Source organism: Zobellia laminariae (genome assembly GCF_030553095.1).
GTDB classification, from domain to species: Bacteria; Bacteroidota; Bacteroidia; order Flavobacteriales; family Flavobacteriaceae; genus Zobellia; species Zobellia laminariae.
This window is the reverse complement of sequence record NZ_CP130738.1, coordinates 1,258,612-1,272,610: the sequence shown is the minus strand read 5'-3', so window position 1 is coordinate 1,272,610 and position 13,999 is coordinate 1,258,612. Positions and strand designations below refer to the sequence as shown.

Below are 13,999 nucleotides of genomic sequence, written 5' to 3'. Positions count from 1 at the left end.
AAGTCGAAATTATATGAGTATATCAGCATTTATATTTGACCTAGACGGTGTTATTGTCGATACCGCAAAATATCATTATTTAGCTTGGAGAAAACTGGCCAATGAGCTTGGTTTTGAATTCACAAAAGAGCAAAATGAACTGTTTAAGGGGGTAAGCCGCAAGAGGTGTCTAGAAATTCTTTTAGATATTGGCGGTAGGACAGCAACCCAAGAACAATTTGATAAGTGGATGGTTGAGAAAAATGAGGACTATCTAGAATATATAGAAAAGATGGATGAGTCGGAAATTCTTCCGGACGTGCCTAAGGTTCTCAATTTTCTAAAGGAAAGAAATATTCCTATTGCTTTAGGTTCGGCTAGTAAAAATGCTAGACCTATTCTAGAAAAAGTACACCTATTGTCTTATTTTGATGCCATTGTAGACGGTAATGATGTGACAAAAGCAAAGCCGGACCCAGAAGTATTTTTAATTGCAGCTAGAAAATTGAAAACAGCACCTGAAAAATGTCTTGTTTTTGAGGATGCAGTAGCGGGAATACAAGCAGCAAATAATGCTAAAATGTTGAGTATAGGTATTGGGCATCCAGATATTCTTTCAGAAGCCAAGTATAATTTTAAGGATTTTTCCGAAATGAGTATTGAGTTCCTTACGGGCTTAATTTCTGAGTAAGTGTAATTTCAAAAACTTTTCCCACCCCTAAATTTTAAGTAAAATGCAAGAGTATATAAAAGCAGACCCTTGGTCAATAATTGAAGAGGGATTTGATAGAGAATTGGTCAAGTCATCTGAAAGTATTTTCAGTATTGGTAACGGTGCCATGGGGCAACGTGCCAATTTTGAAGAACAGTATTCAGGTGAAACTTTTCAGGGGAGTTATATAGCTGGGGTTTATTATCCTGATAAAACTCGTGTTGGCTGGTGGAAAAATGGCTATCCGGAGTATTTTGCAAAGGTTTTAAACGCACCTAATTGGATTGGTGTTGATATTTATATAGATGGAGAGGTTCTGGATTTAAACACTTGTAAAAAAGTAGAAAGATTCAGCCGGGAGCTTAACATGAAAGAAGGCTGGTACCAACGTATTTTTACTGCTGTCTTGCCAAATGACGCAAAAATTTCAGTAAAAGTAACCCGATTTTTATCTCTTGATTTAGATGAGGTAGGAGCAATCAATTACGAGATTACAGCTGAGAGCGGTGATGTAGAAATCAAATTTGTTCCTTACCTAGATAGTGGTATTACGAATGAAGATTCTAACTGGGATGATAAGTTCTGGAACACCACTTCCGTTACTTCAGAAACCAACCAGGCTTTTATTGAGGCACATACTATGAAAACCAATTTTGAGACCTGCACTTTTATGGAAAGCAGGTTATTTCTTGATGGGAAAGCGTTGGACAGTAAACCTGTGGAAAAAACCGCAGAATTCCGTGTCGCACACGAATTTGTACAAACGGTGAAGAAAGGTGAAACTTTGGCGCTTCATAAATTTGGAGGGTATGTGGTTTCTCGGAACCATAAAGCTTCCGCATTGGTAGAAGCTTCTAAAAAGTCGCTAGCTAAAGCTTTCGATTTAGGGTTTGAAGCGCTGTTGAATAAACAAAAACAGGCTTGGGCCAAAATTTGGGAGATGAGTGACATCACTATTGAAGGTGATATAAAAGCTCAGCAAGGAATCCGGTTTAATATTTTTCAGCTAAATCAAACCTATTTGGGTAAAGATTCCCATTTAAATATAGGTCCAAAAGGTTTTACAGGGGAGAAGTATGGCGGTAGCACCTATTGGGATACTGAAGCCTATTGTATTCCTTTTTACATGGCTACTAAGGACCAAAATGTTGCTCGTAGTTTATTAAAATATAGATATAATCATCTGGAAAAGGCTATCGAAAATGCTCAGAAATTAGGCTTTTCTAACGGTGCGGCCCTTTATCCAATGGTAACTATGAATGGTGAGGAGTGTCATAATGAATGGGAAATTACTTTTGAAGAAATACACCGTAACGGAGCTATAGCTTTCGCTATTTATAACTACTATCGTTTTACGGGAGACTATTCATATATCCCTGAAATGGGTCTTGAAGTTCTTATTGGTATTGCTCGTTTCTGGCATCAAAGAGCCAACTTTTCGGCCCTTAAAAATAAATACGTGATTTTGGGTGTAACTGGTCCCAATGAATATGAGAACAACGTTAACAATAACTGGTATACGAACTATTTGGCCAAGTGGTGTATTGATTTTGCCATAGAGCAATTGCAGAAAGTAGATGACGGATATAATGAAGATTATAATCGCATTATCGGTAAAACTAAACTTACCGATGCAGAGGTCGGTCAATGGGCAAAGGTAGCTGACAATATGTACTTTCCTTATTCAGAAGATAAGGGTGTCTTTTTGCAGCAAGATGGTTTTTTAGATAAGCAATTGGTTACGGTTAGTGAACTTCCAAAGGCACAAAGACCTATCAATCAAAAATGGAGTTGGGACCGTATTTTGCGTTCGCCATATATTAAGCAAGCAGATGTACTTCAATGCTTCTATTTCTTTGAAGACCACTTTTCAGAAGAGGAGCTAGAAAAGCATTTCGATTTTTATGAACCATTTACGGTTCATGAATCATCATTATCGCCTTGCGTGCATAGTATTCAGGCTGCAAAGCTCAATCGCATGCAACAGGCCTATACCTTCTATCTGAGAACATCTAGATTAGATTTGGATGATTATAACCGTGAAGTCGAAGAAGGTTTGCATATCACTTCTATGGCTGGTACTTGGATGAGTATTGTTGAAGGTTTTGGCGGAATGAGAGTTGTAGATGATAAACTTTCTTTTGAGCCTAAAATACCGGAACAATGGGAAGCGTATTCATTTAAAATAAATTTTAGAGATAGAATCCTTAAGGTAACTGTGAAAAAGGACAGCACAGAGCTTTTATTGAACGGTCAAGAAGATATGTCAATCCGCTTAAAAGGAGAGCGAATTGTTTTGGAGCCCAACAAGATTAAAGTCGTTTAAAACATGGGTCAAAATAAAAAGCAGGTCGTATATCATGTGTTTACAAGATTGTTTGGCAATACCAACACAACTAATAAACCATGGGGTACAATTGAAGAGAACGGAGTAGGCAAATTTGCCGATTTCTCTAAGAAAGCCTTACAGGAAATAAAAAACTTGGGTGTTACTCATATTTGGTATACCGGCGTGCCTCACCATGCTGTAATAAATGATTATACTGCGTACGGGATTTCTAATGACGATCCAGATGTTGTAAAAGGTAGAGCAGGTTCGCCTTATGCTGTAAAAGATTATTATAATGTAAATCCGGATTTAGCCAAGAATCCAGAAAACAGACTGCAAGAATTTAAAAATTTAATTGGCCGTACGCACAAAGCAGGTCTTAAGCTAATTATCGATATCGTGCCCAATCATGTGGCGCGTAAGTATGAGGGTGGGTCTACACCAGACGGTCAAGAACCTTTTGGAGCTTCTGATGATATATCGGTTGAATATCATCGAGATAACAATTTTTATTACATTCCCAACACTCCTTTTCAAGTACCTGAATGGAGAGATGGTTACTTACCGTTAGGGGGAGAGAATCACGAAGGCTTAGACCATAAATTTTATGAAAATCCTGCAAAATGGACTGGCAATGGCTCGCGTTTGGCTAAACCTGATTTTAATGATTGGTACGAAACCGTAAAGATTAATTATGGAGTACGACCAGATGGCTCGTATGATTTTGATGTGCTTCCGGATGATTTTGGAGGAAAGGACTATAAAGCTCATTTTGAGTTTTGGCAAGAAAGGTCCGTACCTAATTCTTGGGTGAAGTTTAAAGATATTGCCCTTTACTGGATAGATATGGGTGTAGACGGGTTCCGTTACGATATGGCCGAGCTGGTGCCGGTAGAATTTTGGAGTTATATGAACTCTAACATTAAAATGAAAAATCCCAATGCCTTTTTAATGGCTGAGGTTTACAATCCTCATGAATACCGTAATTATATTTTTAGGGGAAAAATGGACTACCTATATGACAAGGTAGAGATGTATGATTCTTTAAAGGGTATCATGCAAGGCAATGGCTGGACGGACCATATACCAGTAATAAAAAGTGGAACTAAAGATATTGAACATCATTTGTTACATTTTTTAGAGAATCATGATGAGCAGCGTATCGCATCCCCAGATTTTGCTGGTGATGCTAAAAAGGGAAAACCTGCTATGGTGGTTTCGGCAACGATGACTACTGCTCCGGTTATGATTTATTTTGGACAGGAAGTGGGTGAGCCCGCAGCAGAAAAACCTGGTTTTGGAGGTCCTACCCGTACATCTATTTTTGATTATATAGGTGTGCCACATCATCAACGATGGTTGAATAATAAGAAGTTTGACGGTGGTCAGCTTTCTGAAAACGAAGCCGAATTACGTGATTTTTATCAGCGGTTATTGACTTTTACGGTCAATAGTGATGCATTAATGGGCGCTTATCAGGACATTCACTTTTACAATAAAGACCATACGGAATACTACAATCACCATGTGCTTTCTTATGTGCGTTGGTCAGATAATGAGAAACTAATTGTTATCTCTAACTTTGATGCTAATGATTGGTTCGGTTTTGAACTGAAGCTTCCTGAAAACATTGTTCGTGAATGGCAATTGTCTAATGGAGAACATACTATAACCGATGCACTTTATGGGGTTGAGAAAACTTTGAAAGTAGAAAATGGTTTCGCTCAAGTGCGAATCGATATAAATCCACTTGAATCTTTTATTTTCGTCGTAAAATAGTTTGTCATGAGTAAGTTGTCAATTCTGACTGTCTTTTGTGTTTTAGTTTTATCAAGTTGTATGGAAAATAATAAACCCCTCGTAATTGGTCACCGTGGTGCCATGGGGCATGAAACAGAAAATACTATTGCCTCTATAGAAAAGGCTATGGAATTAGGTGTGGATATGTTAGAGATTGATGTTTTTAAAATCAAAAGCGGGGAAATCGTAGTTTTTCATGATGACTCTGTAGAACGGCTGACCGATGGTAAAGGTGAAATAGAAAGCTATACGCTAGCGGAGCTGAAAGCTTTGACGGTAGAAGGTGGACATAAAATTCCAACGCTTCAAGAAGTATTGGATGTCATGGGAGGAAAAACCCAACTTAACATTGAGTTGAAAGGAAGAAACACAGCAACGGATGTAAATAGAATGATCGAAGCCGATGTGGAAGCAGGAAAGTGGAAGCTAAACGATATTATCATTTCTAGTTTTGAATGGGATGAATTGCGAGACATACGCAAATTAAATTCAGATGTTCGTATTGCTATCCTAATTGAGGAAGACCCACTAGATGCACTAGAAGTTGGTAAAGAGTTAAATGCAGAAACTATCAATCCTAGTTTTAAAAAACTTACAGCAGAGAACAACCTGAAAATTAAGGAAGCAGGTTTTAAAATTTATCCTTGGACAGTGAACGAACCACAAGATATTCTACATATGAAGAGATTTGGTGTAGACGGTATCATTACCAATTATCCTGAACGCGTAAATTAATGTTTGATGTTATAGTTATAGGTGGTGGAGCAGCAGGGTTTTATACGGCAATTCATATTGCGGAGGCAAAGCCCAATCTTAAAATAGCAATTCTAGAACGCGGTAAAGATGTGCTGGGAAAGGTAAAAGTTTCTGGCGGAGGCCGTTGTAACGTAACCCACGCAGAATTTGATCCCAAAGAATTAACTAAAAACTATCCCAGAGGAGAAAAAGAACTTTTAGGCCCTTTTCATACCTATTGTAGTGGTGATACAGTCGGTTTTTTTGAGGAAAGAGGGATTACCTTGAAAATTGAACCAGACGGCCGTATGTTTCCTGAATCAGATTCTTCTCAAACAATTATAGATTGTTTTTTGGGTGAAGCAGACCGCTTGGGTATTAAAATACTAAAGCATAGTGCAGTTTCTAAAATTGAGTCTATTCCATTAGGAAATGATGAGTCAGGCTGGGAGATAACAACAATTAAGCATGCCTACCAATGTAAAAAAGTGGTAGTAGCTACGGGTAGCAACCCCAAAATATGGAAGCTTTTAGAGAATTTGGGTCATTCCTTGGTGCCTGCAGTTCCCTCTTTATTTACTTTTAATTGTAAAGATGAACGTATTTCTGGTATACCTTATGTAAGCACTATGGCAGAAGTTGAGGTGTTTGAGAACCAAGTATATCAATCAAAAGTAACCACAAAATTAAAGAGTAATAGTTCTAAATCTGCTGTGCTAACTTCAGATGGGCCACTGCTTATTACCCATTGGGGTTTGAGCGGACCGGCAATTTTAAAGCTATCTGCATGGGGAGCGCGATTGCTAAGCGAAATGGAATACCGATTTAAAATTCGAGTAAATTGGTTGCCCGAGTATAATTTTGAAGGGTTGATGGGACTGCTCTCTGAAATTAAAGAAATAGAGGCTAAAAAAACAGTATTGCGTACCAAAGCGGTGGAGGTACCGCGCCGGTTGTGGACAAATCTTGTAAGGGCCTCGGATATTTCAGAAACCGATAAATGGGCAGATGTTACCAAAAATCAATTAGAAAAATTGGCTAAACAACTTACCCAATGTGAATTAAAAATTGATGGTAAGAGCACGTTTAAAGAAGAATTTGTAACGGCTGGAGGTGTTGATTTAAAGGAAGTTAACTTCAAGACTTACGAGAGTAAAAAGTTGCCATAAGGTATGTACTTTGCCGGAGAGGTTATAAATGTAGATGCTATAACCGGGGGGTTCAATTTTCAAAATGCATGGACCGGTGGTTATATCGCTGCTCAGGCGGTTGTAAAAAGCTTTTAAATGAAAGTTTATATTGCTCTTTTAAGGGGAATCAACGTTAGTGGTAAAAAGAAAGTACCCATGGCAGACTTGAAGGCCATATTAACAAATATGGGACTTACCAATGTAAAAACTTATATACAAAGTGGCAATGTAGTTTTTGAAAGTAAAGAAGACAGTATAGCCATTTTAGAAGATTCAATCGCAGAACAGATTAAAAGTACCTTTGGCTTTGAAGTGCCTGTTCTGGTGAAGACTAAAACAGAACTTGAGGTAATATTTAAAAGTAACCCGTATACGGATTTAAATGCCATTGCCGAGAAGCAAGTGTATTTTGTGTTGCTGAAAAATCCCGCGGAAAAGGAACTTGCAAAGGCGTTTCATTCAGAAAAATATGTCAATGAGGATTTTAAAATAACCGATGATTGCGTTTATTTACTTTGTAAAATAGGCTACGGAAAAGCAAAATTGAATAATAATCTTATTGAAAGAAAACTGAAAGTAGAAGCCACAACGCGTAATTATAATACGATGGTGAAGTTGCTAGACTTGTCCTCTTAAAATCATTAAGAATTTAGTTCCCACAGTTTATAATTCAGGACCGTGGCAAAACAAACCCATAACAGATAGGGTACTAATAACCATGCAGCGGTTGTACTTACTACTTTGAACCTTTTTATAGTAATTGATAAGACTATTACAAGGGTAACTATTATTAGAAGCGCTAAGAATGGTTCTTTTAATCCGAAGAAAACTAGGCTCCAGGAGGCATTGAGCATCAATTGAAACCCAAAATGATAAAGAGCGGTCTGTACCCAAAGGTGATGAAGACCCTTTGCCCAAACAATGCCTGCGGCTACGCCCATCATAATATAAAGAACCGTCCAAACAGGAGCGAACAACCAGCTGGGAGGGTTAAAGCTAGGTTTATTAAGCGTAGTGAACCAATCGTTTACTGAACTTTGTGTCGCGAAACTAGACAGAAAGCCAATGGCCAAGGCAAATACTTCGGCGTATGCTATATAAAGGGCTTTCTTTTTCAAAATGATTAGTGTTTCCCCCTAAAATAGTGATTTATTCTATTGACTGCCATCACAATCTTGGTAAAAACTATCTTTGCACAAAATATTTCGCGATGACCGAAAAAGAATTTATTCCTTCTCCTTGCACAAAGTCCGTTTCATCTGGAAAAACGACTTACAAATCTCCAAGTAATATTGCTTTGGTGAAATATTGGGGGAAGAAAGAAAATCAGATTCCTGCCAATCCATCCATCAGTTTTACTTTAAGTGAATGCGCCACTGTAACTACACTTTCGTATAAAAAATTAGATACGCCAAGTGCTATTTTTTCTTTTTTGATGTTTCTTTAGATGGAAAAAAGGAAGAAGGTTTTAAACCAAAAATCAAGACCTTTTTTGAACGGATTTACCAATATCTTCCTTTTTTAAAGGAATATCATTTTGAGATTGAAACTTCTAACTCATTTCCGCACAGTAGCGGTATTGCTTCTTCGGCATCTGGTATGAGTGCGTTGGCGCTTTGCCTTATGGAGATAGAGCGAAACTTAAATCCGAATATGACTGCGGAGTTTTTCAATCAGAAAGCTTCCTTTTTAGCACGATTGGGTTCAGGTAGTGCGGCTCGTAGCATAAAAGGTAGTTTGGTTCAATGGGGTGAGCACGCAGATATCGATGCAAGTTCTGATTTGTATGGAGTAGAATATCCTCACAAAGTGCATCCTGTTTTTCAAAATTATTGCGATACCATTCTTTTAGTTGATAAAGGTCAAAAGCAGGTAAGTAGTACGGTAGGGCATGATCTTATGCATGGTCATCCGTTTGCGGAGCAACGTTTCAATCAGGCGCATGAAAACCTATCGAAATTACAATCCATTTTTGAAACCGGAGATATTGATGCATTTATAGGAATTGTAGAAAGTGAGGCATTAACACTTCATGCTATGATGATGACGAGCCGACCGTATTTTATTCTTATGAAGCCAAATACGTTGGAAATCATTAATAAAATTTGGGTATTCAGAGAAACTTCTAAAACCCACGTTTGCTTTACGTTAGATGCTGGGGCGAATGTTCATGTACTTTATCCTGAAAACGAAAAAGTAGAGGTAGGGCAGTTCATAAAAGATGAACTGGCTCAATTTTGCCAAAACAGACAATTTATAAACGACCATGTAGGAAAGGGTGCACAAAAAATAAACTAGAAACTTCATAATTAAACGGAGTGAACACCGTTAATGCTTCAAGAAGAATATGCCGTTTTAATCCGTAGCGCTTGAAAAAACGTATATATAGCATATCTTTATAAGAAGCTGATAACCAATTGAGCTAGTGTCGGGTAAGAATTACCTCTTAATTCCGACTTATTACAGCAGGGTTAAGGGCTTTAATAGATAAAATTGTAGCGTTAATCGTGTTGTGGAGCAGAATTGTATAACCATCAATGGTATATTTTGTATTTTTGCACCATATCGAATCAACTAGATAATGAAAGGACCGTTATTTTATTCAAAAATACTTCTCTTTGGAGAATATGGAATTATTAAAGACTCTAAAGGGCTTTCTATTCCGTATAACTTTTTCAAGGGAGCTTTAAAGACCGATGAGAATCCGTCTGAAACTGCCAAGAAATCTAATGCTAGCCTACGTGAATTTGTAGGTTATCTAGAGATGGTACATAAAAATAGCCCTGACTTAGTTTCTTTTGATTTTGATGCTTTGAAAGCAGACGTTACCGGTGGTATGTACTTTGACAGTTCTATCCCGCAAGGTTACGGTGTTGGTAGTAGTGGTGCGCTCGTAGCAGCTATTTACGATAAGTATGCACAAAATAAAATTACAGTTCTTGAGAACTTGACTAGAGAGAAATTATTGACACTAAAAGAGATTTTCGGTAAAATGGAGTCTTTTTTTCACGGAAAATCTTCAGGTCTTGATCCTTTAAACAGTTATTTAAGTATTCCTATTCTTATCAATTCACAAGATAATATAGAGTCTACCAGTATACCTACTCAAAATCCAGAAGGTAAAGGTGCAGTATTCTTGTTAGATAGTGGTTCAACAGGTGAAACGGCTCCTATGGTTCAGATTTTCATGGAAAAGATGAAGCAAGAAGGTTTCCGTAATATGCTTAAAGACCAGTTTATTAAGCATACAGACGCTTGCGTAGAAGACTTTGTTAGTGGCAACGTAAAATCACTTTTCGGTAACCTAAAACAATTATCTCACGTAGTACTTGATAATTTTAAGCCTATGATACCTGTAAAATTCCATGACTTATGGAAAAAAGGTATTGAGAGCAATGATTACTATCTAAAACTTTGTGGTTCTGGTGGCGGTGGCTACATTTTAGGTTTTGCAGAAGACTTGGATAAAGCTAAAAAAGCGCTGAAAGACTACAACTTGGAAGTGGTTTACAACTTCTAAAATCTCATATACATGTTTGGTAGAAAAAATAGACTTTTACTGTTAAAGGTATTTAGTCTTTTTTCTGTTGTGCGCGGCTACAATATTCTAATGGTTGTTTTGGCGCAATATCTTGCGTCCATCTATATTTTGGCTCACCAGCTACCGGTAAGAGAGGTTGTTTTTGATCTTAATCTTTTCATTATCGTGGTTTCTTCAGCTTTGGTTATCGCCAGCGGTTATATTATCAATAATTTTTATGATGCAGAAAAGGACTTGATAAACAAGCCAAGGAAAAGTATGATTGATCGCTTCGTAGGGCAACAATTTAAGCTTACGACGTACTTTATTCTTAATTTTTTAGCGGTTATAGCCGCAAGCTACGTATCGTTTAAAGCAGTGTTTTTCTTTTCCGCCTATATTTTTGGTATTTGGCTTTATTCACATAAACTCAAACGGCTCCCTTTCATTGGCAATTTCGTATCGGCAACTTTGGCAATTGCACCGTTTTTTGCAGTCTTCGTGTATTACAAAAATTTTGAAAATGTAATATTCGTCCATGCTATGTTCTTGTTTCTTCTGATACTGGCGCGCGAGATGATAAAAGATTTAGAAAACCTAAAAGGAGATTTAGTGCAGAACTATAAGACCATACCCATTTTATACGGTGGTAGAGTATCAAAAATTCTCATTTCCATATTAATTGTATTAACGTTGATTCCTTCGCTTTTGTTAATACTTAGGTTTGATGTGGGATATATGAATTACTACTTTATGGCTAGTGTGGTCCTTCTTATTCTATTTCTGGTTTTACTTTTTAAATCGAAATCAAAAAAAGAGTACGTCTGGTTACACAACATTCTGAAATTAATTATAATCGTAGGGGTTTTTAGCATTTTGTTGATAGATGTTGGCCTATTTTTTAAATAGAATTTTATAATGGAAAATATATTAAAAGTGGCCATGGCCCAGATTTCGCCGGTTTGGTTGGATAAAGTGGCAACGCTTAAAAAGATAGAGGCTACCATTCAAGAAGCTACCAAAGAAAAAGCGGAGCTTGTTGTTTTTGGAGAAGCCCTTTTACCCGGTTACCCATTCTGGTTGGCATTGACGGATGGCGCTGATTGGGATACGAAGGTTAATAAAGAATTACATGCTCACTACGCTCGTAACGCAATTCAAATTGAATTAGGCGAACTGGATTCTATATGTACATTGGCAAAGGAGAATAAGATTGCTGTTTATTTGGGTATTATAGAAAGAGCTCAGAATAGGGGAGGGCATAGTTTGTATTGCTCTTTGGTATATATTGATGCAAGCGGAGAAATTAAATCGGTGCACCGTAAGCTACAACCCACTTATGATGAACGCCTGACTTGGGCTCCTGGTGATGGAAACGGACTTCAAGTTCATCCGCTAAAAGAATTCACCGTTGGTGGACTAAATTGTTGGGAGAATTGGATGCCTTTACCAAGAACCGCGCTTTACGGTTTAGGTGAAAATTTACACATTGCCGTTTGGTAAGGTAGTGATCATAATACAAGAGATATTACCCGTTTTATTGCACGTGAGTCTCGCAGCTTCGTAATTTCGGTTTCTTCCTTGATGAAAACAGAAGATTTTCCTAAAACCACACCACATTTAGCTGAAATTTTGAAAAAAGCACCTGCTGTTATGGCTAATGGTGGTTCATGTATTGCCGGTCCGGATGGTGAGTGGTTGGTTGAGCCTGTGTTAGATAGTGAAGGATTACTGTATCATAACCTTGATTTTAACAGGGTTTACGAGGAACGTCAGAATTTTGATCCCGTTGGGCACTATTCAAGACCAGATGTTACTAAGCTTAGCGTAAATAGGGAGCGACAATCTACTGTAGAGTTCAAAGATTAAAGTTACCTTTGCATAAATTATAGACATGGGTAGATCAGATTCCAACGATGATAAGAGAGCTTCAGGCAGGCAAGGTGGTACTTTTCGCAAGAAAAGTTACGCGCGAGGAAATTCACCTGTAAAGAAGAATACAGAACAACAGCAACCTAAGAAACCATCAGATCCCAACTTGATTCGCTTGAACAAGTATGTGGCTAATTCAGGTGTTTGTTCACGTAGAGAAGCTGATATCTATATTTCCGCAGGTAGTGTTACCGTAAACGGAAAGCCTGTAATTGAAATGGGTTATAAAGTGAAGCTTACCGATCAGGTTAAATTTGACGGTCGTTTGCTGAATCCTATAAAGAAAGAATACGTTTTACTTAACAAACCAAAAGACTTCACAACTGCAGCTCGTAACGAGCACGGTAGACGTACCGCTCTGGGTTTAATTTCCAAAGCAACTAAAACGGAACTTCTACCTGTTGGTAAATTGAGTAAAGATACTACAGGGCTTTTGCTGTTTACCAATGATGGTGACTTAACTAAACGTCTTAACAGCCCTAAAAACGGTCTTAGAAAGATATTTCATATTGAACTAAGCAAGCCTTTACGTAGTGCCGACTTAAAAAAGATTCAAGAAGGTATTTTGGTAGATGAAAACGTAATTAAGGTACAGGACGTTAGTTTTGTAGATAAAGCACCCAAAAACCAAGTGGGTATGGAAATCTTCAGTACACGAACCAATATCGTACAACGTATCTTTGAAACATTGGGTTATGAAATCGTAAAATTAGACCGTGTAGTTTATGCAGGTCTTACCAAAAAAGATTTGCCTAGAGGACACTGGCGTTACTTAACAGAACAAGAAGTGGTTAATTTGGGTATGATTAAATAAAAGCTCCTTTCGGAGCTTAGTAATCTAGATTTTATTTTCATTGACTTTTAGTTGGATTGATATCCTTTGCCAAAGCGATAACTAAGCATAATACCGTGCGTGTTACCAACTGGTGAATCTTTTAATGCCATATTATAATGGTATATTAAACGAAAGTTTTTAATAAGATAGAGGCCTGCTAATAGGTTCACGGATGAATTGCTTCGGTATCCTGCACCTAGTTCAAAGCGGTTTTTAAAACTTATAGAAACGTTTGTGTCTACTTGCAAGGGTGCCCCTTTTTCAGTTTTAATTAGAATACTTGGTTTTAGCATAAAATCTTCAAAACGATTGTTATAAAAACGATAACCGAAATAACCATATATAGGGCTTTCGAGTTTTAGGTCGTCATTTGATGCCAAACGGTCTCCTAGTACATTTGGTGATGAAACTCCAGCATAAAAATGTGCGTGATTAAATAAAAATCCAATGCCAACCGTAGGTATGGTTGCATTAATGTTTTGGCTGAAATTAGGATCGTCTGTAATACCTAGTTCTAACAAATTATCTTGATATTTTTGCACTCCTGCTGTTATACCAAAAGACAAAGTACCTATTGGTAAATTTGCCAATAGGGGCGATCGTCTTCAAAGTCAAAGAATATTTTATATGAATAGGCCATGAAAGCACTGGTAGAAGTTGTAACTCCAATTTCATCACGAATTAAACCAGCGCCAATTCCTATCTTGCCTTCTTGTCTTCCTACACTAATGGGAGAGTGAAAACTAAGACTAAAGTTTTTAGGACTTCCTTCAAAGGAGCTGAATCCCGTATTGGTTATTGTTACTTCAGTATCGGGCAATAAACCTGCGTAGGCCGAATTGATTACAAACGGATTGAAATTGTATTCTGGGAAAACAGCGGTTTGCTGACCAAAAGTTGAATTGCATGATAAGAATGACAGTAGAACACCTAGTGCTAACTTGCCAATTTTCTGATTTATTTTCAT

General features: G+C 37.5%; 10 protein-coding genes and 4 pseudogenes. 11 read left to right on the top strand and 3 right to left on the bottom strand.

All coding sequences use genetic code 11. The features are described from left to right. Nucleotides 1–13 precede the first annotated feature (13 nt). From pgmB to Q5W13_RS06125, 6 genes and pseudogenes are all read left to right on the top strand, one after another. Complete coding sequence (gene pgmB / locus Q5W13_RS06150) at nt 14–670, top strand: beta-phosphoglucomutase (RefSeq protein ID WP_304445721.1); 657 nt, start codon at nt 14–16, stop codon at nt 668–670. Nucleotides 671–713: 43 nt separating this feature from the next. Further along, nucleotides 714–3,017, top strand: coding sequence for a glycoside hydrolase family 65 protein (locus tag Q5W13_RS06145; protein ID WP_304445720.1), 2,304 nt, complete (start codon nt 714–716; stop codon nt 3,015–3,017). Nucleotides 3,018–3,020: 3 nt separating this feature from the next. After that, the gene (locus tag Q5W13_RS06140; protein WP_304445719.1) at nt 3,021–4,799 is read left to right on the top strand and encodes an alpha-amylase family glycosyl hydrolase; all 1,779 of its coding nucleotides are present in this window, start codon (nt 3,021–3,023) and stop codon (nt 4,797–4,799) included. A 60-nt stretch (nt 4,800–4,859) separates the two neighbouring features. After that, complete coding sequence (locus Q5W13_RS06135) at nt 4,860–5,555, top strand: glycerophosphodiester phosphodiesterase (RefSeq protein ID WP_304445718.1); 696 nt, start codon at nt 4,860–4,862, stop codon at nt 5,553–5,555. Next, a pseudogene (locus Q5W13_RS06130) lies at nt 5,555–6,841 on the top strand (BaiN/RdsA family NAD(P)/FAD-dependent oxidoreductase). Before Q5W13_RS06135 ends, Q5W13_RS06130 begins: the two are co-directional and overlap by 1 nt. Next, nucleotides 6,842–7,381 (top strand): DUF1697 domain-containing protein, encoded by a 540-nt coding sequence (locus tag Q5W13_RS06125; RefSeq protein ID WP_304445717.1) that lies wholly within the window; start codon nt 6,842–6,844, stop codon nt 7,379–7,381. It abuts the pseudogene before it with no gap. 5 nt (nt 7,382–7,386) lie between these two features. Here the strand turns inward: Q5W13_RS06125 and Q5W13_RS06120 are convergent, their stop codons facing one another. After that, complete coding sequence (locus Q5W13_RS06120; RefSeq protein WP_304445716.1) at nt 7,387–7,863, bottom strand: TspO/MBR family protein; 477 nt, start codon at nt 7,861–7,863, stop codon at nt 7,387–7,389. Between the two features lie 92 nt (nt 7,864–7,955). Here Q5W13_RS06120 and Q5W13_RS06115 point away from each other — a divergent pair. From Q5W13_RS06115 to Q5W13_RS06095, 5 genes and pseudogenes are all read left to right on the top strand, one after another. Beyond that, a pseudogene (locus Q5W13_RS06115) lies at nt 7,956–9,043 on the top strand (diphosphomevalonate decarboxylase). Between the two features lie 283 nt (nt 9,044–9,326). Continuing rightward, the gene (locus Q5W13_RS06110) at nt 9,327–10,265 is read left to right on the top strand and encodes a mevalonate kinase family protein (RefSeq protein ID WP_304445715.1); all 939 of its coding nucleotides are present in this window, start codon (nt 9,327–9,329) and stop codon (nt 10,263–10,265) included. A 12-nt stretch (nt 10,266–10,277) separates the two neighbouring features. After that, nucleotides 10,278–11,184 (top strand): annotated as a pseudogene (locus tag Q5W13_RS06105) (geranylgeranylglycerol-phosphate geranylgeranyltransferase). Next, nucleotides 11,184–12,134 (top strand): annotated as a pseudogene (locus Q5W13_RS06100) (carbon-nitrogen hydrolase family protein). Before Q5W13_RS06105 ends, Q5W13_RS06100 begins: the two co-directional pseudogenes overlap by 1 nt. A 25-nt stretch (nt 12,135–12,159) precedes the next feature. Continuing rightward, a complete protein-coding gene (locus Q5W13_RS06095; RefSeq protein ID WP_194533547.1) occupies nt 12,160–13,011 on the top strand; it encodes a pseudouridine synthase in 852 nt (283 codons plus the stop codon). A gap of 47 nt (nt 13,012–13,058) precedes the next feature. Here Q5W13_RS06095 and Q5W13_RS06090 read toward each other — a convergent pair whose 3' ends face one another. Continuing rightward, nucleotides 13,059–13,622 (bottom strand): PorP/SprF family type IX secretion system membrane protein, encoded by a 564-nt coding sequence (locus tag Q5W13_RS06090; RefSeq protein WP_304445713.1) that lies wholly within the window; start codon nt 13,620–13,622, stop codon nt 13,059–13,061. Continuing rightward, complete coding sequence (locus Q5W13_RS06085; RefSeq protein ID WP_304445712.1) at nt 13,604–13,999, bottom strand: type IX secretion system membrane protein PorP/SprF; 396 nt, start codon at nt 13,997–13,999, stop codon at nt 13,604–13,606. The genes Q5W13_RS06090 and Q5W13_RS06085 overlap by 19 nt, the downstream gene beginning before the upstream one ends.

Excerpts from the sequence above, each read along its gene's own strand:
- Q5W13_RS06135 (WP_304445718.1), top strand. The coding sequence starts at position 4,860 with ATGGAAAATAATAAACCCCTCGTAATTGGTCACCGTGGTGCCATGGGG.
- Q5W13_RS06125 (WP_304445717.1), top strand. The coding sequence starts at position 6,842 with ATGAAAGTTTATATTGCTCTTTTAAGGGGAATCAACGTTAGTGGTAAA.
- Q5W13_RS06140 (WP_304445719.1), top strand. The coding sequence starts at position 3,021 with ATGGGTCAAAATAAAAAGCAGGTCGTATATCATGTGTTTACAAGATTG.
- Q5W13_RS06095 (WP_194533547.1), top strand. The coding sequence starts at position 12,160 with ATGGGTAGATCAGATTCCAACGATGATAAGAGAGCTTCAGGCAGGCAA.
- Q5W13_RS06145 (WP_304445720.1), top strand. The coding sequence starts at position 714 with ATGCAAGAGTATATAAAAGCAGACCCTTGGTCAATAATTGAAGAGGGA.
- Q5W13_RS06110 (WP_304445715.1), top strand. The coding sequence starts at position 9,327 with ATGAAAGGACCGTTATTTTATTCAAAAATACTTCTCTTTGGAGAATAT.
- Q5W13_RS06085 (WP_304445712.1), bottom strand. The coding sequence starts at position 13,999 with ATGAAAATAAATCAGAAAATTGGCAAGTTAGCACTAGGTGTTCTACTG.
- pgmB (WP_304445721.1), top strand. The coding sequence starts at position 14 with ATGAGTATATCAGCATTTATATTTGACCTAGACGGTGTTATTGTCGAT.